This window comes from Paenibacillus sp. An7, assembly GCF_009870785.1.
GTDB lineage: Bacteria > Bacillota > Bacilli > Paenibacillales > Paenibacillaceae > Paenibacillus.
This window is the reverse complement of sequence record NZ_WTWX01000011.1, coordinates 77,269-101,076: the sequence shown is the minus strand read 5'-3', so window position 1 is coordinate 101,076 and position 23,808 is coordinate 77,269. Positions and strand designations below refer to the sequence as shown.

The following is a 23,808-nucleotide window of genomic DNA, read 5'->3' as shown; positions in this document are numbered from 1 at the left end:
TTTGACCTCCTTTCGATTGAAATTGCATAATTCCGATCAATATAGTATATTTTATTTACCGCTGTTTAAAAAGTCAATCTTTCCAAGTATAAATTTTACATAGTTTCAAGAAAACATCGTTGGTAGGTGAACATAATGGATACTAGTATTTTACAAGTAAAAGACCTGAGAGTATCTTTTTTGAATCAGGAAAGAGAGTTTGAAGCCGTTAAAGGGGTTAGTTTTGAGCTGAAAAAAGGAGAGACACTTGGCATTGTCGGAGAGTCAGGGAGCGGTAAGAGTGTGACGGCCCGTTCCATTATGCGACTGCTTCCCACACCTCCTGCTCAGATGAAAGATGGCGAGATACTATTTATGGGACAAAATTTAGCTCATAAAACAGAGAAAGAGATGGAATCCATTCGGGGAAGAGATATAGGAATGATTTTTCAGGATCCGATGACTTCACTTAACCCGACCTTAAAAGTAGGAAAACAAATTGCTGAAAGTTTAAAAAAACATCGCAAGCTGTCAAGGAAAGAAGCGAAGCAAGAAGCGATTGAAATGTTGAAGTTAGTCGGTATAAGGGATAGTGAGACGAGGTATAATCAGTATCCGCATGAATTCTCTGGGGGGATGAGACAGCGTGCGATGATTGCTATTGCGCTTGCGTGCCGTCCTGCTTTGCTGATTGCTGATGAACCGACTACGGCTCTCGATGTAACGATTCAAGCCCAAATTCTGAATGTCATGAAACATATGCAAGAGAAATTTGGAACCTCTATCATTCTCATCACCCACGATCTTGGAGTCGTAGCAGGGATGTGTGATCGCGTTGTGGTCATGAAAAATGGGGAAGTAGTAGAGACAGGTACAACGGAAGAAATTTTCGAGGAAGCAAAGCATCCTTATACTCAAAAACTTCTAAATGCACTCCCTCGTCTAGATGAGAAGAAGAAACCTAAGCCCGCTTCCCTTATTCTTAATACAAGCAAAGAACCGCTGCTCGAAGTAACGGGACTCAAACAATATTTTAATATGGGCAGAGGACAGATCGTTAAGGCTGTAGATAATATCAGTTTTCATATCTCCCCTGGGGAAACGCTTGGCGTAGTAGGTGAATCCGGCTCTGGAAAGTCGACGACTGGAAGATCCATTTTACGGCTGCATGAACCTACCGCAGGAGAAGTACTATATCAAGGAATGCCGATCCACCGTTTAAATGGAAAAGAAATGAAGATGATGCGCAGACATATGCAGATGATATTCCAAGATCCCTATGCTTCGCTCAACCCCAGATTCAAGATCATGGACATTATTGGTGAATCCATGGATGTTCATCATATGAGCGGAAGTAAAGAGGCTCGTAAAAAACGAGTCGAGGAACTGCTGGACCTTGTAGGTCTGGAGCCTTCTTTTGCAGAACGTTATCCTCATGAATTCTCTGGCGGACAAAGACAGCGTATTGGGATTGCTCGCGCATTAGCTGTGGAACCTAAATTTCTAGTATGTGATGAACCCTTATCTGCACTCGATGTATCCATTCAGTCACAAGTTGTGGAACTGCTTGAAGATTTGCAGCATAAGCTGGGACTCACCTATTTATTCATCGCGCATGATCTGTCAATGGTTAAACATATCAGCGACCGGGTGGCAGTGATGTATGCAGGGAAGATTGTGGAACTTGCCGAAAGTGAAGAACTATATGCTAATCCGCAGCATGAATATACGAAATCTCTTCTTGCAGCCATTCCGGTGCCTGACCCCAAAATTGAATCCAAGAAAACTCGCAAACTACTAGAAGAACAAACAAGCGCTGATAAATATAATCTATTACAATCGGAACTCGTAGAAGTATCGAAAGGTCATTTTGTTGCAGTTCCAACAGGATAAAAGTCTAATACGGGATAATAGTTGTAGAAATAAAAAAAGCAGAAGGAATGAGCATGCATGAGCTCTATTCTTTCTGTTTTTTATTTTACACAATCCAGCAATATTTTTAATGTGTGGGTGCTAGAATAAGAGGGTATATACAAATATTAACATTATAGGAGGAGAAAGATGGGGAAATTACGGAAGAAGAAACTTGGCAGTCGTTTTTTTAAATATGTGGTGGCAGCCGCATTAGCACTGTCTGTTCAGACTGGATGGTCAGCTGACATTACGCCTACTGCTCAAGCAGAGAGCGCACAAGATCCCGCACCCTATATTCAAGCAAAAGTAGTTAATGAAAATGCGGGTAAGAAGGTATTGTTCGACAATACCCATGCACAAACGGCAGGAGCGGCGGATTGGGTCATTGATGGAGGATTTTCCGATTTCGGCAATGCGCTTGCTTCAGATGGTTATTATGTAAAAGAACTCCGTAAGTCTACTCCAATTACGCTGACAGATCTCTCCGATTATGATGTTTTTGTCGTTGCAGAGCCGAATATACCCTTTAAACAAAGCGAACAAATGGCAATGGAACAATATGTGGATCAAGGTGGAAGTATCTTTTTCATTGGTGATCATTATAATGCAGATCGGAACAAAAACCGTTGGGACGGTTCTGAGTCTATTAATGGATACCGCAGAGGGGCTTTTACAGACCCAGCAAAAGGGATGAGTACAGAAGAGAAAAATTCAGCAGCGATGCAAGGCGTTGTCAGTTCGGACTGGCTTGCTGATAACTTTGGTGTAAGATTCCGTTACAATGCGCTGGGTGATATCACGGCGAACAATATTGTTGCTCCAAGTCAATCATTTGGGATAACCGAAGGAGTATCGAAGGTTGCCATGCATGCGGGCTCTACACTCGCCATTATAGATCCAACAAAAGCCAAAGGAATTGTATATTTACCAAAGACAAATGCAGCTTGGGGCAATGCCGTTGACCAAGGTGTATATAACGGAGGAGGAATAGAAGAAGGTCCTTATGTGGCCGTATCGAAAGCCGGGCTTGGTAAAGCAGCCTTCATCGGTGATTCTTCCCCAGTCGAGGATGCAACTCCTAAGTACGTTCGTGAGGAAAATGGCAGTAAAAAAACGACGTATGATGGTTTTAAAGAACAAGATGATGCGGCTCTCCTAGTTAATCTAGTAAACTGGCTTTCCGAAGATGAGGATTACTCTGATTTTACGGAAGTAGACGGTCTTTCACTTGATCAGCCGACACCCTTGCTGCCGTTTGAGGTTCCCGCTGCTTCTACAGAACCGAAGTCCGAACCCTGGTCTCAGCCTGCTGCCGGATATAAATGGTGGGATTCATCTACGTTTAAAGCAGGATCTTACGGAAGTAACGCAGCAGCTCCTTCCAATCCACAATATAATTTTGTGCATCAAAGTCAGCTTCCTAACAGCGAAGTTTTCCAAATCCGTGTAGTGGTGAATAATCTTGCGCCAAACAGTACGGTATCAGGGTATAGTGCAGGGATCTATACGACAGGCGGAACACAAGTTGCCAAAATTCAAAATGCAGACCTGTCCTGGCCAAGTGCATATGGTTATAGTCAGACATTCAGCTTAACAGCGAATAATAAAGGCATAGCAACAAAGGACATTACTGTACAAATAAAACCAGGTACAACCGGAACAGCGAATTTGAGGCTCAGATTGAACGGTAATAATCTTTTGACAAACCCGGTTACGATCGCAAATGTTCCTGCAGAGCCGCTTCCTGATGGGGAAGGTCAGGCTCCTGAAATTACACTGTCAACGATTAGTGAAGCGAGAACGAAAAGCGAGGGAACTCAGGTTATGGTCGAAGGCGTAGTGACGACACAGCCGGGTAGCTTTGGGGGACAAGCATTTTATTTACAGGATGATACCGCAGGGATCTATGTGTATCAAACGCAAAGTGGATTCAAGATCGGGGATAAGGTGAGGGTTAAGGCAGCTTTAACCGTATATAATACAGAACTTGAACTTGATGAGATTGAATCCATTGAAAAAATAGGTGACGGTAATGTTCCTAGTGCAAAACCCGTGGTTTCTTTAGGGGAAGACACACAAGGTCAGCTGGTACAACTGAATAACGTTACGATTGAAAACTTGGTTAGTGCGTCTCCTGCAGGATCCTTTGAATTTGATGCCGTAGGGGAGCAAAAAAGTCATGTGAGGATTGATGCTGGTACAGGGATTACGGTGGACAACTTTCCTTATAAAGCCGGAGATAAAGTGAATCTGACAGGAGTATCTGCTATTTTTCGCGGGGTATATCAGTTAAAACCTAGAGGACTCAGCGATATTACACTTGCGGAAAGTACAGATCCTGAAACACCTGAAACGCCTGAAACGCCTGAAGAACCGGGTGAACCTGTTCTTGCTGAAGGTGTGCCCGGACAAGCTGTACTTTCGAGCAATAACGGACATGACAATGGACTACAGGATGGAAGTTATGAGATTACGATGAACTTGTGGTGGGGAAATAACGCGACCGAATACAAATTATACGAGAATGGCACGCTTATCGATACCCAGAAAATTAGTGATCGTACACCAGAAAGACAGTCTGCAGTATCATCGATTACTGGAAAATCAAACGGAACTTATACTTATACGAGCGAACTGACTAACAGCTACGGTACGAGTTCGTCCACTTCTGTTGTCGTTGTAGTAACGGATGCAAATCCAGGAAAAGCCGTACTTTCTCATGATAACTGGGATCATGACGGTAATTACAAGGTGGAGATGAATTTATGGTGGGGCACAAACGCAACTTCCTACCGTTTATATGAGAATGGCGAGCTTATTGATACCCAGTCTTTAAGTGCGCAGACGCCGAATGCCCAGCGCGCAGTGTCTGCGATTACGAATCGTTCCCAAGGAACATATGAGTATTATGCAGAGCTTGTGAATGATTCAGGAAAAACGGCAACAGATAAAGTAATCGTTGTTGTAAAATAATATAAAATGAAAAGTGCTGATGACTGATCGGGTTATCAGCACTTTTATTTGTGTAAAAAAAAGGTTTGACAACCATTTTTACTGTTGATAAAATAAACGACAGATCAGACAAAATGAAGGATGTTCATTTTGTGAAATGACAATAGAATAGCGGATCGACCAGACAACTGGAGATATCACGCTTTTTTATTTTTTCGGTGTTTTTCATTATAGTACATATATGCGTTATGTTTCTCTTTTTTTTACCCTTTTATCCTACTAAACAGGTAAGTTTAATTCGTATACTCATGTTAGGGGTTCTTGATGACAACCCGTACACTGCGGATTGAACAGCTAAATAAGGGGTGCAATCTGAACACGGTACGTGAGCAGGGAGAACATAAGATCGGTCGTTCTGATAATAGTTTATTCAGCTTCAGGTAGACGAGACTCAGCCCATTTACGAATCGGGAAGCTTTGATGCTTGGGCTTGGGATTCTTATATCATGCTGAACACACTGACGGTAATAGCGAAAAGTCGAACAGATGGTGAGTAATATTCCAAATAAATGGCAGAAGGGTTGTTTAACACATGAGACAAAGAAATGAACAGATGCATTTAGGCGCTTTTATCTACTATACAGGACATCATCATGCAGGCTGGAGACATCCAGATTCAGGTGTGGAACAACTGTTTGATATTGAAATGTACAAAAAAATAGCACAGACAGCAGAACGAGGAAAGTTTGATATGATGTTTTTTGCTGATTTACTTTATGTAAGGGAAGTGGAGTATGCCGCTTCAGGTATGCTTGATCCGATTACTTTGCTGTCTGCACTATCCATGGTTACAGAGCGAATTGGTCTCACGGCAACCGTATCGACGACTTATAATGAACCTTATAATGTAGCACGCAAATTCGCTTCTCTTGATTATATCAGCGGAGGGCGAGCAGGCTGGAATATCGTAACTTCGCAACTGGATTTAGAAGCCCATAATTATGGCAGACCTAAACATCCGGAGCATGGGTTACGGTACGAAATGGCAAGTGAGTTTGCTGGTGCGGTTACTTCATTATGGGATACATGGGAAGATGATGCGCTTGTGCTTGACCGTGAGAATGGAAAATTTGCCGATGGATCAAAAGTGAAGGAAGCCGATTTTAAAGGAAAATTTTATTCCACCAAAGGACCGCTCAATGTACCTCGTCCACCGCAAGGTTATCCAGTGCTCATTCAGGCAGGTTCTTCAGAACCAGGGCAGGATTTTGCAGCTCAGTATGGAGAAGTGATCTTTACAGCGCAGCAATCAATTAAGGCAGCAACGCGTTTCTATGAGCAAATAAATGAGAAATTGGTGAAGAGCGGACGTAAAAAAGGTGCGATGAAAATTATGCCGGGTCTTTCACCTATTCTAGGAGTAACAGAAGAAGAAGCTCAAAGAAAATATCAGGAACTCCAAAACCTGATCCCTGCAGAAACTGCGATTCTGGCCTTGTCTGGTTTCCTTCAGTATGATCTGAGCGGCTATCCAGCAGATGGTCCACTGCCTACTGATATTCCTGATCCAGTAGCTGCTTCAAATGGAATGAAGAGCCGAGTGAAATTGTTCTTGGAAATGGCTTATGAGGACAATTTATCTATCCTTGATTTGGGTAGAAAGATACTGAGCACACGCGGACATATGCAGTTTGTGGGAACACCTGAGCAACTGGCAGATCTGATGGAAGAATGGTTTGATTCCTATGCTTGCGATGGCTTTAATATTATGCCGCCCGTACTTCCAGGAGACCTAGAAGATTTCGTTAATCTGGCTATTCCTGTTCTGCAAAAACGAGGTTTATTTAGAGAAGAATACACAGGTTCTACGCTGAGAGAGCATCTTGGTCTAGAACGTCCTGAACTTGGACATTTTAAGCCAAAGCATGAGCTGAGTGCAGGAGTATAATTAAAAGAAGATCTTCACTCGCAGTTTACTTTTGGTACAATTTCCTTTACAATGGAACCAAATTTCATTATACCTTTCGTTGCTTTAATTAGGAGATATGAAATTGATTCAGTAATGCTATAAAATTTTATATATTAAATGTATGACCCCACTTTTTATTGTTTTCGTGTTTCCAAAAACAATAAAAAGTGGGGTTTTTGCGTGGGGGGATCGCTTTGTTTCAAATATTGAAGAATTCCATGTATGTATTTTTAGGAGCGTGTTCATTCGGAATCTTGTCTACCGTCATTAAACTGGGATATGAGAAAGGATTCACGTTTGGGCAACTGACACTTGGACAATTTGGGACTGGGTGGATGTTACTGCTAATTCTGATGCTCTTATTCTCTAGGAAAAAAGTGAGTTTTAAACAGATTATTCGTCTTGCTGGAGTTGGCACCTGTACCTGTCTGACAGGAATCTCTTATTATCTGTCACTAGAAAGTATACCGGCCTCAATTGCGGTCGTACTCCTATTTCAATTTACATGGATTGGTGTCCTTATTGAGGCGATCGTAACTAGGAAACGGCCATCCACGGCTACTATGGTGTCTGTGTTTCTATTGCTTATAGGAACATTCCTTGCCGGAGGGATTATCGGCGTTGAATCACTTGAACTAAATCTAAAGGGTACGTTATTCGGTCTAGCTGCTGCCGTGACGATGGCTCTCTTTGTTTTCTTCAGCGGCAGAGTAGAAGTACATATTTCACCGCTTACAAGAAGTTTTTATACATCGACAGGCAGTTTACTTTTGCTTCTCACGATTCTGACACCCAAAGTAGTACTTGAAGTATCGTTTGCTGACGGGTACTGGTTGTATGGACTTATATTGGGGACTTTTGGAGTGGTGTTACCTGTCTTACTGTTTGCCCTCGGAGCACCGAAAATAAGTACGGGACTTGCCACCATTCTAGGGGCAGGAGAACTGCCCGTTGCTGTGATTGCCTCCGTCTGCATATTGCAAGAGGATGTATCCATTGTTCAATGGATCGGAATCATCATTATTTTATTCGGTATCGTATATCCTCAAATTTTCGGCAGAAATCAGGGGCACTATGAAAAGACGGCAGTCCAATTGTAAGGATGAGAAGCTGGGTGAAGTAAATACGGGAATGTGATTCAGAAAATACAACAAAGGACCCTCGTAGATGAGGGTCCTTTGTCCTTTTCTCACATATCATCAATTCAAATTCATAAGAACAATCTTACTTAACAAGGCTGTCAAGTATATTATCGATCATTTGGGAGTTTGCCACAGCGCCTGTGTACAGCCAGCTGGTATCTTTACCAAATTCATATACATTTCCGTTTTTCACAGCCGGGATATTCTTCCATAGATCATCTTTTAATGCTTCACTACCTGTGTCGGAGTCACTGTTGATGAGGAAGAGATGGTCAGCATCAAGTTCTGCAAGTTTCTCTAGGGAAACAGGAAGCCAGTTACCTGTACCAGTAGTTGAAATCTCTTTGACTACTTCTGGAACAGCAAGCCCCAGGTCATCATACATTACCGTACCGCTGGATAGATCTTGGCTAACCATATAGAACTGTTTTTGTACTAGCCAGATTGCAGCAGCGGATTCACCCGGTACAGCTTCAGCGAGTTTTTCTTTTGCTTCGGCTGCTTTCGCATCATAATCATCAAGTACTTGCTGTGCTTCTTTATCTTTACCTAGAACTTCCCCAATCTTCAGGAGTTCTTCTCTCCAGTCATTGTTCTCTTCACTACCGATTACATAAGTGGGTGCAATCTTCGAGTATTGATCGTATTTCTCCCCAGCAGCCATATCCGCAGAATCCATAATGATCAGGTCTGGTTCAAAGCTTGCCACTTCTTCAAATGGCAGATCATACGAGATGGTTGGTACCTCTTTAATTTCCGTTTGGAGATATTCTTGAATTCCGTTCGCAACAGACCATTGTGCAACCGGCTTAACACCAAGCGCAACGAGATGATCTTCAAGGTAAGAAGCGATAATTCGCTGCGGGTTAGCTGGAATAACCACTTCATGTCCTACGGCATCTGTTAATGTACGATCTTGAGAGGTATTTTGAGCATCGGTTGCAGGTACTTCTGCATTTGTATTCGAATTCGGTGTGGTATGATTAGGAGTATCTTCATTCGTTCCGCAAGCTGATAAAAAAGCGGATATGACGAGCAAGCTCGACAGTAAAGTCATTAGTTTTTTCTTTCTCATGATTGTGGTTCCCCCTAGTTATCTATCTATTACATATGAATGATAACAATTCTCATTTACAAAATCAATTCTTTTTTTGCGGTACTTTTGTAAAAAAGGTGACGATTAATAGAGCGGAGATGAATTATAGGATTACTTGTTCGCTCCTGTTTTATACCGGTCTTATACTTGGTGCTGCACTGCGTGAAGTAAAAGAGGAAACAGGTATGGATGTAAAACTTACTTCTACAACAGGTGTTTATAACTTTATAAGCCCAACGAATGACCAAGTGATCTTGTTTCATTTTATGGGAGAGATCATCGGAGGTTCGTTGCAACTTGAAGAAGAGTGTATTACAGATTATAAGTGGATTGAACCAAATCATCTTTTAGAGATGGATCTGAGTGGGTTGCGTAATGGGCGGATTTTGAAACAAATTACCGAAAATATAATCAAGGAGCAATTCTATCCGCTTTCGATCGTATATGAAAAGATCTAAACGAACGATAGAATCTATTCCATGCAGCATCGTTTATTTGCAAGAACCAAACTACATGCTTGCCCTTAAGGAGGATAAAATGGAGTATGAATGATTTATTGAATCCATATTTTTTAAGAGAACTTCATCTATTGCCTGACACTCAACATAAGCCTTTAACCTACCCGTTTAACATCGCAGCGATTCGGAACCTGAGAACATTGACATTCCATCCTAAAGTAACTTATATCGTAGGGGAAAATGGAATGGGAAAATCAACTTTACTTGAAGCCATCGCCATTGCATCCGGATTTAATCCCGAAGGAGGAACTCGCAACTTTCAGTTTGCTACAAGAGAAACACATTCTAATCTGCATGAACGAATCAGACTCATTAGAGGAGGGGCTAAACCAAGAGATGGTTTTTTCTTTCGAGCCGAAAGTTATTATAATGTGGCTTCTTACATAGATACTTTAGATGAAGAAGGGGGTTTTGGTCCTCCTCTCAAAAATTCGTATGGCGGAAAATCATTACATGAGCAGTCGCATGGGGAATCGTTTTTTTCTGCTTTTCTGAATCGATTTGGTGGATATGGTCTTTATATTCTGGACGAGCCAGAAGCAGCATTGTCACCAATCCGGCAAATGTCCATGCTTGCCCGTATTCATGAGCTTGTAAAAAGTAAAAGTCAGCTCATTATTTCTACCCATTCTCCTATACTTATGGCTTACCCGGACAGTATCATCTATCAACTAACCGAGCAGGGCACCTACAAGGTTAGGCTCGAAGAGACAGATCATTATGTCGTGATGAAACAGTTTATGAATCACAAAGAAAGTATGCTGAGTGAGTTATTTGACGGAGAGTAATGAGGAAATCAGTCAGATCCATTAAGGTAGAGTTCTCCTGTTCAAAGTAAATAAGGTGAAATTTTGCGCTCAAAGCAAAGACAATCTTTTTCGCTATAAAAGGATTGTCTTTTTTGTGGAGAGAAACCAGATTACATGTGTGAATAGAGAGAATTTAAGGTGATGAAAAATTCATAGCGTTCAATCAGTCTTCTACATGGCAAATCGATAAATACTTAAAAACAGAAGGAAAACAATCGGATATCATTACGGGTAAAGTTACGGATAAAATTATACTATTTCAACATATGAAAAATTCATAATAATAAAATCTAAGGAGTGTATCTATATCCTATCTCTCAATAATTAACTTTTACTAAATCTATCCCAGAAAGTTTGTATCAAAAGGAGATCACAAAATTACATAAGAAAAGCAACTCCAAAGCAACCCGAAATTAACCCCCATTCGCAAAATAGGATGAAAAAAAACACTGAAAGAAAGTGTTTGACAGGAAACATCATGTCCATATATTATGGTTTAGTTAAGTAAACTAAACTAATGAACGAAGGGAGTTGAGAAAACGATTGGAGAATTACCGACAAGTGGTAAAAAGTATGAACCTTTTGCTGGATGAGTTTAATGTACTCATTACTAAGGAGTTCAAAGAACTGGATGATTTTCATCTCACTTTACAGCAAGAAGTGGTTCTGATTTATATATCTCGCCGTGACCGAGTGACTGCAGCACAGATTGCTCAAGAATTTGATATAACGAAAAGCGCGGTGAGCCAAGTACTTACGAAGCTCGAACAGCAAGATTTAATAGCGAAGATTGTGAATCCTGACAACAGACGAGAGTCATTTATTGTGTTAGGTAAACAAGGTAAGAGATTTATGGATACGTTAGTAGAGATCGAAGATCATATGATTGAGAAGTATTATTCCAAGGTGAAAATTGATGATTTAATTCATATGACAAATACGATAGAAGAGATCAATCAAGTGATTAAGAAAAACAAGAAATAAAAGAAGTTGTATAAGAACTAGATACTAACAACATAGTTACTACACGATGGAGGAAGAAGAATTATGTCTTTAATGTTAAGGAATAGAGGCGCTATTCTGCTTCTAATGATAAACATCTTCTTAATATTTACGGGAATTGGACTGGTTGTGCCAATTATGCCCTCTTATATGGATTTACTGCACATCAGCGGAAGTATCGTTGGACTTCTAGTAGCTGCATTTTCATTTACACAACTTATATTCTCCCCTCTTGCAGGAAGATTATCTGACAACTGGGGACGCAAAAAAATAATTATCAGCGGTATGCTTATCTTTGCGGTATCGGAGCTTATCTTCGGTCTTAGCAATACTGCGTTTTTCCTGTTTGCTGCACGTATGCTCGGCGGGATCGGAGCAGCACTTATTATGCCAGCTGTTATGGCTTATACAGCAGATGTAACATCTGGAGAAGAACGCGGTAAGGGAATGGGACTCATCAACGCTGCGATTACTACAGGTTTCATTATTGGACCTGGAATCGGCGGATTCATCGCTGAATATGGAATCAGGGTTCCGTTTTATGCAGCAGCTATTGCAGGAACGATTGCCGCTATTGTTACCTTCATTGTACTACCAGAATCAAAACCTCAAATTGTTGATGATCAGGTGAAAGAAATTGTGAAACTTCCAAAACAGAATCTGTTCACTCAGCTCGCTAATTCTTACCGTGAACCGTATTTCCTAGCCCTTGTTATTGTACTTGTCGCCTCTTTTGGCCTTGCCAATTATGAGACTGTATTCGGTCTATTCGTAGATCAGAAATTCGGCTTCACTGCAAAAGATATAGCGGTAATTATCACGTTTGGTTCGATCGCTGGTGCTGTCGTTCAGGTGACGGTATTTGGATGGATTTTAAACAAATTTGGTGAAAAAAATGTCATCTCATTCTGCCTTTTAATGGCAGCACTCTTTATTGTTCTTACCTTATTCGTTCATCAGTACTGGATGATTTTGCTCGTTACCTTTATCGTATTCCTGGCTATTGATATCCTTAGACCAACCATCAGTACACAGATGTCTAAGATGGCAATGGAACAGCAAGGTTATGTGGCAGGTCTTAACTCTGCGTTTACAAGTATGGGTAATATTTTAGGACCCGTTATTGCCGGAGTTCTGTTTGACGTTAATCTGAACTTCCCTTACGTTTCTGCTGGAATCGTATTGTTCTTATGTTTCCTTCTTTCACTAAAAGCAAGGAAAGATGAGCGGATTCCTGGGCTTAAAGAGACAGGTGTTTAATATGGAAACGATCACTAAATTATAAGAAATCAAATTATAGAGTCTGAAGATGTAAGCTAAGCTTGTAATCATATAAAATGAATAATACTGCAGGTAAACTAGTTGAAGCTAGTTTGTCTACAGTCTCGGGCACTGCATTTATATATATGCGGTGCTTTTTTGTTGCTATATAAAATGGTTCGGTTGCTCACCAAAGTATCGCCTAGAGCAAAAGGACTTTCGCTTTGCGGCAATGGTCTTTGATTATTAAAATCGTCATTGCCGATTCATCGCGGGATGACCCTAGTCATTATAACTATTGGATAGGCTTTCCGTAATTGATTGGCAGTTTATCAGCAAGCGATTGATATGTATTACTAAGCTTCAGATGGACTCCGCAGAACAAGCAGAACGACTTGGGAGTTTATAAAGGGTATGCTAAACTTAATGACTATACGTATGCCGCGCAGCTCGCGGCTTTTTTTATGAGTCTGACCTATTTACCGTAAATCTATAGTCCAAGCACAGCAGTTTTAACGAGTTTGTAACAAAATTGAGTTTGGTATATACAACGGATTATGAGAGAATAACATCGAAATAGGCTAATTATATCGAAGTTAGGATGAACGCTAATGAAGATTTTACTTGTTGAGGACGATAGAACAATAGCTTCTGGGCTAGAATATTCCTTGCAGCAGGATCAGTATGAGACAGTACTGTGTTATGATGCGGCATCTGCAGTTCAGGTGTTACAGCATCAGTTACCTGAGCTAACGCTATGTATTTTTGACTTATCCCTTCCCGACGGCAGCGGATATGATCTGTGCAAGATCGTCAAAGAGCGAAGTGATATTCCCGTCATCTTTTTAACTGCGATTGATGATGAGGTCAATGTTGTGATGGGTCTAGATATGGGAGCGGATGATTATATAACAAAACCTTTCCGAATTCGGGAATTACTCTCCCGGATTAAATCTGTCTTACGGCGATATCAAAAACAAGCGAAGCCGCAAACCTATATTGAACTAGGTAATGTGAGAATTAATACGCTTGAAGGAAAGGTATACAAAAATGGAGAGGAAGTTATGCTGACCGCACTGGAATATCGTTTACTGCTTATATTTACGAATCATATTGGTCAAGTTCTATCTAGAACGCAGCTCCTAGAAAGGATATGGGATGTAGCAGGAGATTTCGTAAACGATAATACGTTATCCGTATATATTAAAAGGCTGCGAGAAAAGTTAGAGGATAATCCACAAGAACCGAAGCTGATCAAAACGGTGCGCGGTTTAGGATATAAGGTTGGTGATTAGAATGTTCCGCAATAAAGAAATTCGAATGTTACTTCTGACTATGTCTTCGTTCAGTCTGATTGCTGTTATCACTTCACTAGTGATTTCAAGGGAAACCGCGTGGATCACCATTGTTACTGCAGCAGTACTCATCACTTGCAGTATATTATATACTCGGTACCGGTACCGTGAGATTGCTAAGTTATCAAGCTATCTTCGTGAAATTACGAGCGGCAACTATTCACTGGATATACGTGATAATCAGGAAGGTGAGCTTAGCATTCTTAAGAACGATATCTATAAAGTAACACTCATGTTATCGGAGCAAGGGTCTCTTTTACAGGAAGATAAAATAAAACTGACCAATGCGATCTCCGACATCTCCCATCAGCTCAAAACACCGCTTACCTCCATGACGGTCATGGCCGATTTATTAAGTGATCCAGAGCTAGATCGAAACAAACGAATAGAGTTTGTACGGAATATCAGTACCCAACTTGATCGAATCGGTTGGCTTATTTCTGCATTGCTGAAATTTTCAAAAATAGATGCAGGTACAGCTCAGTTTAAAAAGGATCGTGTTAAGGTAAGCGAGCTGATTCAAAAGTCAATTGAGCCTGTGCTCGTTCCGATGGATATCAAGGAACAAAGACTTATCATTAATGGAGAAGAATCCACTTTCTTTCTTGGTGACCTGAACTGGAGCTCGGAAGCGATTGTTAATATTTTAAAAAATGGAGTTGAACATACGCCAGCTGGCGGAGAAATCACCATATCATACGCTGAAAACGCACTTTTCACGGAGATTATCATCTCGGATAACGGAAAAGGAATACCAAAAGAGGAGATCCCTCATCTATTTAAGCGGTTCTTTAAAGGAAAACAGGCAAGTGAAGACAGCGTAGGAATTGGCCTTGCACTCGCGCAAAGTATTATTACGAGTCAAAATGGAACGATTGATGTAAAAAGCGAGCCTGGAGCGGGAACCGAGTTTCACATCAAATTTTATAAACATGTCATTTGAATTCTGTAATACCGGGTAGTTACATGGGTTAAGAATATTTGGATTTATATTTAACCATCTTATGAACTATGAAAATAATTCAGAAAGAGCATTTCTTCTGCCAGGTATCCTTAAGTGACTAAAAAGTCACTTAAGAGTCACTTGAAAGTCATAGAAGGTAGATATACTGATCTCATGAACAGAGGGGGTCATCCATATGGAGATTTTAAAAGTAGAAAATCTAACTAAAATATACGGAAAAGGCGATACAGCAGTAAAGGCGCTGGATGATGTTTCTTTTTCGGTGAAAAGGGGCGAGTTCGTCGCCATCATTGGGCCGTCAGGCTCGGGGAAATCAACCATTCTTCACCTGCTGGGAGGCGTAGATCAGCCAACGAGCGGTAAAGTATATGTGGATAATACAGATATTTATGCTTTGAACGAAACACAGCTTGCGATATTTCGGCGCAGACAAATTGGTCTGATTTATCAGTTCTATAATCTCATACCGGTATTGACCGTGGAAGAGAATATTACGCTTCCTCTCCTGCTGGATGGACATAAGGTGGATAAGAAACAGTTTGCGGATACGGTGAAGCTGTTAAATTTAGAAAAGCGTCTGGGGCATTTACCTAATCAGTTGTCAGGAGGACAACAGCAGCGCGTGTCCATTGGCAGAGCACTCATCAGTAATCCTTCCATTATGTTAGCAGATGAACCAACAGGTAATCTAGATAGCAAGAACAGCGCTGAAATCGTTGATCTTCTAAAAATGTTTAATAAAACCTACAATCAAACACTTATTGTCATTACTCATGATGAACGAATCGCTCTGCAAGCAGATCGAATTATTACGATAGAAGATGGAAGGATTGCTAAAGATGAGGTGATCCGTCCGTGAATATCGTCAATAAATTAACATTACGGCATTTAAGATTAAACAAACGTAGAACGTTGGTTACCATTTTGGGCGTCATTATTTCGGTCGCCATGATTATTGCGGTAGCGTCTCTCGGTGTTTCTTTTATTGATCTCATGAAGAGACAGAGTATCGCAACTGAAGGGGAATGGCATGTACAATACCACAATGTAAATAAAGCTCAGCTTAATGTGATTGAAGCAGATGAGGCTACCAAAAAACTAGTCATCTCAAAAGATTTGGGATACGCCCCTTTAGAGGGAAGCCAGAATGACAATAAGCCTTATCTATATATCAAGTCATATAATGAGAAAGGTTTTGAACAGTTTCCTATTGAACTGATGGAAGGACGCTTTCCACAAGCAAAGAATGAACTTGTGATCTCTGAAGAAATAGCTTCAAATGCAAAAGTGGATTATAAGATTGGAGATTCCTTAACTTTACAGGTGGGGGAACGTGCTGCTGCTGATGGTCAAGAAATTGAAAACTACGTCCTGAATCAGAATGAATCATTACGTAAAATGAATGATCGTATAGATGAACGGCTTCAAAACCAGACAACCCAGGAGTATACGGTGGTAGGGATTATAAAACGTCCTGAATGGGAACCTGCACAATCACCTGGATATACGGCGATAAGTTATTTTGATGAAAATCTAATGTCAGCAGGAGATAAGGTTACGGCGACCGTTGTTTTAAACAAGGTGGATAACTCGCTGTACGCTCATGCTAAAGAATTAGCTAAGAACAATCATATTGAAAAAATCGTTTATAATAATTCTCTGCTACGTTATTCTGGCGTTACAAGTAACAGTGATTTGCGAACTATGCTTTTTTCATTATCCGCTATCATCATGACTATTATTATGGTCGGTTCGATCGCCTTAATATACAATGCGTTTGCGATTTCGGTTTCTGAACGAGCTAGACATTTAGGGATGCTAGCAAGTGTAGGGGCAACAAAAAGACAAAAAAGAAATTCGGTGTACTTTGAAGGATTCGTGATTGGAATCATTAGTATCCCTCTTGGTATCATTTTTGGACTTGCTGGTATTGCGATTACGTTTATGTGTATAAATCCGTTAATTCAAGGTGTGTTAGGAGTTTCTGAAAAATTAACTGTCACAGTAACACCGTCTACTATTCTTATCACTTGTCTTGTTTCGATGCTGACGATCTTTATCTCAACGTATATACCTGCTAGGAAAGCTTCTAAGATTTCTGCAATTGATGCGATCCGTCAGACCCACGATGTAAAGCTGACTCGCAAAGCGGTGAAAACCTCAAAGTTTGTTCGTAAGGTATTTGGCATGGAAGCAGAGATTGGTCTAAAGAACTTAAAAAGAAATAAACGCAGGTACCAAGCGACTGTTTTTTCACTTGTGATCAGTATTATTTTGTTCCTAAGCATTGCCTTTTTTACTTCCATGATGCAAAAGTCGATTGAACTATCTTCCAGCGGGTTAAATTATGATATTTTAGTTCAGATGGAGCTGGATACTGAAGAAGAAACAGCTGAGCTGGTTAACTCGATTACTGCTCTTCCAATTGTCACAGATGCTAATTATATTCAATCTTTAGAAGCAAATTCTTTGATTGATAAAGCTTTCATTGCTGATGAACTAAAAGAGACTCTAAAGGAAAACGAAAGTATTCTAAAAGACGGAAAATATCCATATTATATTCAAATTTCTGCCCTGGATGATATCAATCTAAAGACATACGCTGAAAAGGCAGGAGCCGATTATGATCAATTACTTGATCTTGATGAACCGGCTGCGATTGTAATCAACCAAAATAGATATGAAGATTATGAAACAAGAAAATATGTGGAAACAAAAGCGATCTATTTGGGAAAAGGAGATCAGATCGATCTTAATTATACCGACTGGGATACAGAAGAAGAAACAAGTATGGAGCCTATAAAAATTGCTGCATTAACAGAAGAGTTACCTTTAGGTATTACTCATTCCTATCTGGGTAACCTAAATATCGTTGTTTCAGATCAGGTTTTTAAAACGCTGGTCACTGAGAGTATGAAAAAGAATATGAGAAACTCACTTTACCTATCGAGTTCAGATCCATTAGCACTGCAATATTCTATTGAAGAAATGAAAGAGAACAATATCTATATTAATAATGTGTATAAGAACCGGCAAGGTGAAGAACAGATGGTTTTACTTATGTCCGTATTCACATATGGCTTTATCGCGTTAATTACGCTAATATCTGTTGCTAATATTTTCAACACCATCTCAACCAGCATTTCGCTTCGGAAACGTGAATTTGCGATGCTGAAATCAATGGGAATGACGCCAAAAGGGTTTAGAAAAATGATCAATTATGAGAGTGTATTCTACGGGATCAAGTCCCTGCTATATGGTCTTCCTATAAGTATACTGGCGATGTACCTCATTTACCGATCTACAATGAACAGCTTCACGTTCGGATTTTCACTGCCTTGGCTTAGTATACTGTACGTCATCTTAGCTGTGTTTTTGATTGTAAGTGCGGCTATGCTGTATTCCAGCTCCAAAGTGAAAAAAGAAAATATCATTGATGCATTAAAACAAGAAAATATTTAATTCAGTTACGCTGCTCATCAGATTCAATCCATAAAAGAAGCTCTGCTTATTCAGATTTAGTTCTAACGAATAGGCAGAGCTTCATTTTTATATTTATGTGAATCAATATCATACCGCCTTAAGCTGCTTTAAGCCGAAGTGTGTGACGGGAATTACGACAGATGTCTGCGTACACACAACGATGCGGGAAGCGAATGACCGCGGATATGAGTGCGTTCTTCTTGAAGACTGCACCGGAGCGACCGAGCCAGCTAATTGTCAAGCAGCACTAAATATGATCACAATGCAGGGCGGGATTTTCGGTGCCGTCTCTGACTCCGAGTCAGGAATTTCCGCTCTCAGACAGCTTCAAAAGAAGACCGTGAAATAAAAATTGGTATTTCATTTTGGGGGATGATTTCGATGAGAGAACAGGCAAAGCAGATACTAGAAGAAGAGTATGAAAACTCCGCTGTTCCTGCTAAAGCACGTAAAAGTCTATTCTCCGTGTCTATGATTTGGATCGGATTTCCTATGATTATGACCAGTGCAGTTACGGGGGCGACCATCGTTGGCGGTCTTGGGTTCTGGACGGGGATGCTATCCATTCTGATCGGAAATCTCATTCTGTTTGGTTATGTGGGTACTCTAGCAATGCTATCGGCGAACAAAGGATATAACTTTTCACTTCAATCGGCCATTACCTTTGGTAGCAAAGGGGCCCGCGTTGTGTCAGGCCTGTTGTCTACGCTCGTTATCGGCTGGTTTGCAGTCCAAACCGGCATGACTGGCAGCAGTATGCATGATGCTTTTGGCAGTAACGCATTCCTCATCACATTAATTGCCAGTGTACTATATATAGTACTAACTCTCTTCGGCGTAAAAGCACTCACCTATATTGGAGCAGTATCAGCTCCATTTTTCTTCCTCATTGGACTGTGGGCTGTCCACGATGCAACCAAGAACATTGGATTCTCCTCCATCACCGGTTTTCAAGGGACGGGTATGATCAGTATGGGACTCGCCGTAACGATGGTTATCTCACTATTTGCTGATTCTGGAACGATGACCGCTGACTTTAATCGCTGGTCTAAAAATAAAAAGCAAGCGCTGGCATCTACATTTACAGCATTTCCGCTTGCCTGTATGATCGCCATGGTTTTCGGCGGCCTGATTGCAGCTACGGCTAGCCAAAACTCTGATCTATTTCTATATATAGCCGGCAAAGGCGGTATGATTGCCTACATTTCGATACTCCTCCTGTTCCTGAATTTAGGCAGCGTCTGTGCCCACTGCCTCTACAACGCGTCTGTCGGCTGGTCCAGCCTGACGGGTCGTAAAATGCGGGAAACAGCTGTTGTACTTGGTGTAATCGGGACAATCTTTGCCGTATCCGGAGCTTGGAACCATTTCTTTGACTGGCTTAATTTGCTAGGTATTATCGTGCCTCCGATCGGTGCGATCATCCTTTGCGATCAACTCTTTCTTCGCAGGAAAGCCGATATCAGCCAAACGGTGCGAATTTCCGCTTTTGCCGCTTGGGTGATCGGTGCTTTTATTGGTCTAATCGTAGACCAGTTTGCTCCGTTTCTGTCCACTGCCGTAATGTCCATGATTGCCGGCGGTGTAGTTTATACAGCCATTATACTGACAAAAACAAGCTTCTTCACAACTGCAGAACCGGTGAAAAATTTCGCCATAGAGCCAGCACAAAAACAAAGTTAAGGTAAAGGAAAATGCGATATGAACAATGGACTGCTGCAATCTGCAGATACCGAATTTACTTGTGCAGATATTCTGAGGCTCCCGCATCTGGTAGGCATACGCCTGCGGGCAGGGGAGGCTGGACTTCGCCATCCGGTAACCCATGCCAATGTTATGGAGGTTCCCGATATAACTGACTGGGCCCAAGCAGGAGAGTTTTTGATGACAACAGGATATCCTTTTCGGGATAATCCTGAAATGTTGTCCGGCATGATCCCTAAATTAGTTGAAAAAGGCGTAGCTGCGCTTGGGGTGAAGACCAAACGCTTTATCGCTGAAATCCCCGAAGATGCAATCGAACTGGCAGAAAAGTATGGCTTTCCTATTTTCGAGTTACCTCCCCATACCGTGTTCTCGGAAGTACAGCGGGAAACCATGGAAAGAGTACTCGCACAGGAGACTGCAATGCTAAGCATGCTGCATCAGCACGTGCAGCAGTTGTCGCAGTTGATGTTGGAAGGAAGGCCGCTAGATGAATTTATTGCTTGTCTTGAAGCCATCATGAAACGTTCGGTCGCTCTTTTCAATGACAATGGTCTTCTGTATGCATCTGAAACAGGGACTGAATTAGAAGAAATTCTAGAAGGAAAGACGTTTGACCAGTGGATAGATTTTGGGGCTGGGAAGGATGCAAAAACTACTGTAGTTCATGAGGATTTAACTGTTCGAACTACGCCTATCCATGCCAATGGAAGGGAGCGATCTGCCGTGTTGTTTACGGCGGATTTTCCTAATCCGCATTCAAAGATGGATATTCTTCTTCTAGAAAGGGTCAGTGTTCTAATTGGGATGGAGCTTTCGGCCATACGTATGCGCAAGGAGATTGAATCTAAATATATGGATCAGTTTTTACAAGATTGGCTTCTTGGCCGTATTCCTACATTAAAGGACATTCACATGAGAGCAGAAGCTAGCGGCTTTTGTTTACCGGATGTAGTACCTATTTTCGTTATACTCGCTAGGCCGCTAGATCAGCGGCTACACCCGGGCAGACTTAAACAGGCGGTGATACATCTGCGTTCCATAAATGCCGCGGAGAACACCCAAAGACATCATAACGATATCCATAGAGTTGTTATTCGGGACCAGCTTGTATTCATCGTATCCGGTGCAGATGCTGATTTTGTTGTGCGTTCCGTGAGGGAAGAGCTTGCTTTGATGTTTACTCATTCCGATGAGCCTTCTTTTTCTCTATGCACCGGGAAAGGTGCTCTATCGCTTGATCAGGTTCAAGACAGTTACCAGGAAGCGGTGAAAGTGGCATTGATATCTGAAATCACGGGAATCAGACAGCCACACGTTACCATGGAGCAGCTTGGCATCTACCGCCTGCTGTATATGCTCTCCGACGAGGAGGAGGCCAACTCGTTTCGGGATCAATATATTGAACCTCTCACCGTTTACGATAGCAGTCATGGATCTTCCTTGCTCCTTACTGCCACAACTTATTTGGAGCACAATTTAAACGCGAAAAAAACCGCGGCTGCGTTATTTACTCACTACAATACAGTCATGCACCGGCTAGAACGGATTGAAGAGCTGCTTCAGATCAGTTTTGACCTCGCAGACGACCGCCTGCAGCTGGAAATGGCAATAAAGCTTTATGCCATGCAGGCTAAATTCAGCAAAACATAAGCTAGTTTAAGTTAAACATGTTAAACAAGAATGGAGCGGAAGCGTCATGGAAAACGTATGCACCTTCACAGGCAAAGCAAGCTTGTCCAAGTCATTAACCATTACCTGTTTAATAGACCTTTATCAAGAACAGAGAATTACCCCAATCCAGGTTATTGAGGAAATTATAGAGCGTGCGAATGAGGATAGAGAGATGAACATATGGATTGAAGCTCCCAACATGGAAAGAATTGCACCTTATCTTAAGCGACTAGAAGCCATAGACCGAGCAAATTGTCCATTATGGGGCATTCCTTTTGCGGTCAAAGATAACATAGATGTAGCGGGCTATCCAACAACTGCTGCCTGCCCGGATTTTCAATACGTACCGAAAGAGCACGCTTTTGTCGTCCAAAAATTGATTGATGCGGGGGCTATTCCTGTTGGAAAAACCAATCTGGATCAATTCGCAACAGGTCTCGTCGGCACCCGAAGCCCCTATGGTGAAACGCATAATGCCTTGAAACCAGAGCTGATCAGCGGCGGTTCAAGCTCCGGATCCTCTGTCGCCGTAGCCCAGGGTCAAGCAGCCTTTTCCCTAGGAACGGACACGGCTGGTTCAGGAAGGGTACCTGCCGCCTTGAACCGGCTAGTTGGCTTTAAGCCGAGTCTTGGTGCATGGTCGGTCGGCGGGGTTGTCCCTGCTTCGGCAAGTATAGATTGTGTCACGGTATTTACGAACCAGCTTCAGGATGCCCTAACGGTGGACCGAATCGTCCGCTTTGTAAATGAACAGGACAGCTGGTCGAAGGCAGTCCCGCTAAAGCCTAGGCAGGCTCCGCTAAAACTGCTGATTCCCGAACAAACCGATCTGTTCTTTGGACCGTTTGAGGCGGAGTACGAACAAGCTTGGGAGCGGGCGTTACGGCGGATCGAGTCATTGGGTATTCCAATCAAACGTATTGATAATTCCTTGTTCGGGGAAGCAGCAAAACTATTATACGATAGTGCCTGGGTGTCGGAACGATGGGCTAGCTTGGGTGATTTTGTCCAGAATCATCCCGGCAGTATTCTAGCCGTAACAGAGCTAATATTGAGGTCTGGTGCTGGCAAGGACTATGACGCAAGTTCAGTATTTCAGGCAATGCACCTGCTGCAGCAATATAAGCGGAAGACTGCCCTTATGATGGATAGCGCTGTGTTGGTTCTGCCAACCTGCGGTGGAACTTGGCGCCGGGAAGATGTGGCCCGGGATCCTCTGAACACAAACCGTGAACTGGGGCGTTACACCAATCATTGCAATCTGCTGGATTTGTGCGCTATTGCGATGCCTGGGGATGATGCAGCGGAGGATCTACCTTTTGGAGTTACATTCTTCGCCCTTTCCGGACATGAGCATCTGACTAAGTATGTAGCGGAGAAATTCGAAAGTAGGAACAGCCCGGCTCTAGAGCAGGTTTCCGTGAAAACCGAAACTACGCTGGTTGCCGTATGCGGATTGCATATGCGGGGATTTCCGCTTGAGAAGCAAATGCAAGCTTCAGGTGCACGCTTTGTGATGGAGACATTAACCGCTCCTAATTATCGCCTTTTTAAGCTGGACAGCGTGCCTGCTAAGCCGGGGATGGTCAAAGTTACGGAAGGAGGAGCGCAGCTTCAGCTGGAGATATGGGAAATGCCTTTGTCGGCCTTCGGCGAATTCGTAGCCTCTATTCCTGCTCCACTGGGAATCGGGAAAGTTGAGCTGGAGGATGGGCGAGAGATTCCTGGATTCTTGTGCGAAGCTTATGTCGCTGACAGTTTATGTGATATTACTGCATTAGTGGGTTGGAGGAATGCAGTATCAGTGACCGGACAATAGAAAGGACTACATTCAAGAACATTTGACAGGAGCCTAAATGGTGTTCCGATCATAGTTCATTTATCCTGAGCATCTGAAACCGGATGAGGCAACCTTATTTAGATAATTTAGATATGCATTACTCTATATAAAAGTCGGTAACTTCTATATCTGAAGAAAAAGTGAAAA

17 protein-coding genes and 1 pseudogene are annotated in these 23,808 nt (G+C 41.9%); 17 read left to right on the top strand and 1 reads right to left on the bottom strand.

Annotated features, from left to right (window positions below):
* Positions 1-135: 135 nt before the first annotated feature.
* From GQY27_RS13985 to GQY27_RS13970, 5 genes and pseudogenes are all read left to right on the top strand, one after another.
* Positions 136-1,872: an ABC transporter ATP-binding protein gene (locus GQY27_RS13985; RefSeq protein WP_160035405.1), complete on the top strand. Its 1,737-nt coding sequence runs from the start codon at positions 136-138 to the stop codon at positions 1,870-1,872.
* 168 nt (positions 1,873-2,040) lie between these two features.
* Positions 2,041-4,866, top strand: a complete 2,826-nt coding sequence (locus GQY27_RS13980; RefSeq protein ID WP_160035403.1) for a chitinase N-terminal domain-containing protein — start codon at positions 2,041-2,043, stop codon at positions 4,864-4,866.
* A 407-nt stretch (positions 4,867-5,273) separates the two neighbouring features.
* A pseudogene (locus tag GQY27_RS22085) lies at positions 5,274-5,399 on the top strand (aliphatic sulfonate ABC transporter substrate-binding protein); the annotation flags it as partial.
* Between the two features lie 38 nt (positions 5,400-5,437).
* The gene (locus GQY27_RS13975) at positions 5,438-6,793 is read left to right on the top strand and encodes an LLM class flavin-dependent oxidoreductase (RefSeq protein ID WP_160035401.1); all 1,356 of its coding nucleotides are present in this window, start codon (positions 5,438-5,440) and stop codon (positions 6,791-6,793) included.
* Between the two features lie 215 nt (positions 6,794-7,008).
* Positions 7,009-7,914 carry an EamA family transporter gene (locus GQY27_RS13970; RefSeq protein ID WP_201450731.1) on the top strand — a complete coding sequence of 302 codons (906 nt, stop codon included), beginning with the start codon at positions 7,009-7,011 and terminating at the stop codon, positions 7,912-7,914.
* A gap of 124 nt (positions 7,915-8,038) precedes the next feature.
* Here GQY27_RS13970 and GQY27_RS13965 read toward each other — a convergent pair whose 3' ends face one another.
* Positions 8,039-9,031 carry an iron-hydroxamate ABC transporter substrate-binding protein gene (locus tag GQY27_RS13965; RefSeq protein ID WP_201450730.1) on the bottom strand — a complete coding sequence of 331 codons (993 nt, stop codon included), beginning with the start codon at positions 9,029-9,031 and terminating at the stop codon, positions 8,039-8,041.
* A 119-nt stretch (positions 9,032-9,150) separates the two neighbouring features.
* Between GQY27_RS13965 and GQY27_RS13960 the strand changes: the two genes are divergently transcribed.
* From GQY27_RS13960 to atzF, 12 genes are all read left to right on the top strand, one after another.
* Positions 9,151-9,510 carry an NUDIX hydrolase gene (locus GQY27_RS13960; protein WP_236570602.1) on the top strand — a complete coding sequence of 120 codons (360 nt, stop codon included), beginning with the start codon at positions 9,151-9,153 and terminating at the stop codon, positions 9,508-9,510.
* Between the two features lie 86 nt (positions 9,511-9,596).
* Positions 9,597-10,358 (top strand): AAA family ATPase, encoded by a 762-nt coding sequence (locus tag GQY27_RS13955; protein WP_160035397.1) that lies wholly within the window; start codon positions 9,597-9,599, stop codon positions 10,356-10,358.
* Positions 10,359-10,922: 564 nt separating this feature from the next.
* Complete coding sequence (locus tag GQY27_RS13950) at positions 10,923-11,363, top strand: MarR family winged helix-turn-helix transcriptional regulator (protein WP_236570601.1); 441 nt, start codon at positions 10,923-10,925, stop codon at positions 11,361-11,363.
* 63 nt (positions 11,364-11,426) lie between these two features.
* Positions 11,427-12,641, top strand: a complete 1,215-nt coding sequence (locus GQY27_RS13945) for an MFS transporter (protein ID WP_160035395.1) — start codon at positions 11,427-11,429, stop codon at positions 12,639-12,641.
* Between the two features lie 611 nt (positions 12,642-13,252).
* The gene (locus GQY27_RS13940) at positions 13,253-13,936 is read left to right on the top strand and encodes a response regulator transcription factor (protein ID WP_160035393.1); all 684 of its coding nucleotides are present in this window, start codon (positions 13,253-13,255) and stop codon (positions 13,934-13,936) included.
* Position 13,937: 1 nt separating this feature from the next.
* Positions 13,938-14,939, top strand: coding sequence for a sensor histidine kinase (locus tag GQY27_RS13935; RefSeq protein WP_160035391.1), 1,002 nt, complete (start codon positions 13,938-13,940; stop codon positions 14,937-14,939).
* A 196-nt stretch (positions 14,940-15,135) separates the two neighbouring features.
* Positions 15,136-15,819, top strand: coding sequence for an ABC transporter ATP-binding protein (locus tag GQY27_RS13930; protein ID WP_160035389.1), 684 nt, complete (start codon positions 15,136-15,138; stop codon positions 15,817-15,819).
* Positions 15,816-18,422, top strand: coding sequence for an ABC transporter permease (locus GQY27_RS13925; RefSeq protein WP_160035387.1), 2,607 nt, complete (start codon positions 15,816-15,818; stop codon positions 18,420-18,422). Before GQY27_RS13930 ends, GQY27_RS13925 begins: the two co-directional genes overlap by 4 nt.
* A gap of 142 nt (positions 18,423-18,564) precedes the next feature.
* Entirely contained in the window at positions 18,565-18,792 is a 228-nt protein-coding gene (locus tag GQY27_RS13920; RefSeq protein ID WP_236570600.1) for a cysteine hydrolase family protein, read from the top strand.
* A gap of 32 nt (positions 18,793-18,824) precedes the next feature.
* Positions 18,825-20,126, top strand: a complete 1,302-nt coding sequence (locus tag GQY27_RS13915) for a cytosine permease (protein ID WP_160035385.1) — start codon at positions 18,825-18,827, stop codon at positions 20,124-20,126.
* 18 nt (positions 20,127-20,144) lie between these two features.
* Positions 20,145-21,800 carry a PucR family transcriptional regulator gene (locus GQY27_RS13910; RefSeq protein ID WP_160035383.1) on the top strand — a complete coding sequence of 552 codons (1,656 nt, stop codon included), beginning with the start codon at positions 20,145-20,147 and terminating at the stop codon, positions 21,798-21,800.
* A 46-nt stretch (positions 21,801-21,846) separates the two neighbouring features.
* Positions 21,847-23,640 (top strand): allophanate hydrolase, encoded by a 1,794-nt coding sequence (atzF, locus tag GQY27_RS13905; RefSeq protein ID WP_160035381.1) that lies wholly within the window; start codon positions 21,847-21,849, stop codon positions 23,638-23,640.
* The last annotated feature ends 168 nt before the right edge of the window (positions 23,641-23,808 follow it).